Genomic DNA, 523 nt, shown 5'->3' with positions numbered 1-523 from the left:
TAAAGAGCCGAACTCGATGCAGTTTTTGCCTGCATACGCCGACAAAGAAGCAATGAATGTATTGAGCTACTTCGAACAAGCGTTAGAAGGAAAAACCTACCTCGTAGAAGAACGATTGACGGGTGCAGACATCATGATGTCTTTCATCGTTGAGTTAGTACAGATGTTTGGCCTAGCAGAACAATTCCCGAATATGGTTCGTTACGGTAAACAACTTGCGACGCACCCTGCTTTCGAGAAAGCCGAACAAATTGAAGTGAACTACGCTTAATTTAATCGTCCCTTTGAGGCTTGGATTGAAGACAAATAACGTTGTCTCAATCGCATCAAAGGGACGTTTTTTATCGAAATAGAGCGCAAGTATTCATTTATAAATTCAATCATTCATACCTCTTCTATCCCTACCAATTATTCTTGATTGTTACTAATAAATCCTAAGATAAATCAACAACTAAAATGTAGTCCAATTCTGATTTCTGTGACTTTTCGGCCATAGTCACCACCTATTGAATTGATAAGCATT

1 protein-coding gene is annotated in these 523 nt (G+C 38.8%); it reads left to right on the top strand.

The annotated features are described in order from the left end of the window. Positions 1–271, top strand: a 271-nt coding sequence (locus R8O10_RS27380; RefSeq protein ID WP_318192257.1) for a glutathione binding-like protein, incomplete at its 5' end; no start/stop codon positions are given. Positions 272–523: the final 252 nt, after the last annotated feature.

Origin of the sequence: Vibrio sp. 1727 (assembly GCF_033344415.1) — a bacterium.
Taxonomy (GTDB): Bacteria; Pseudomonadota; Gammaproteobacteria; order Enterobacterales; family Vibrionaceae; genus Vibrio; species Vibrio alginolyticus.
This window is presented reverse-complemented; position numbering and strand designations above follow the sequence as displayed.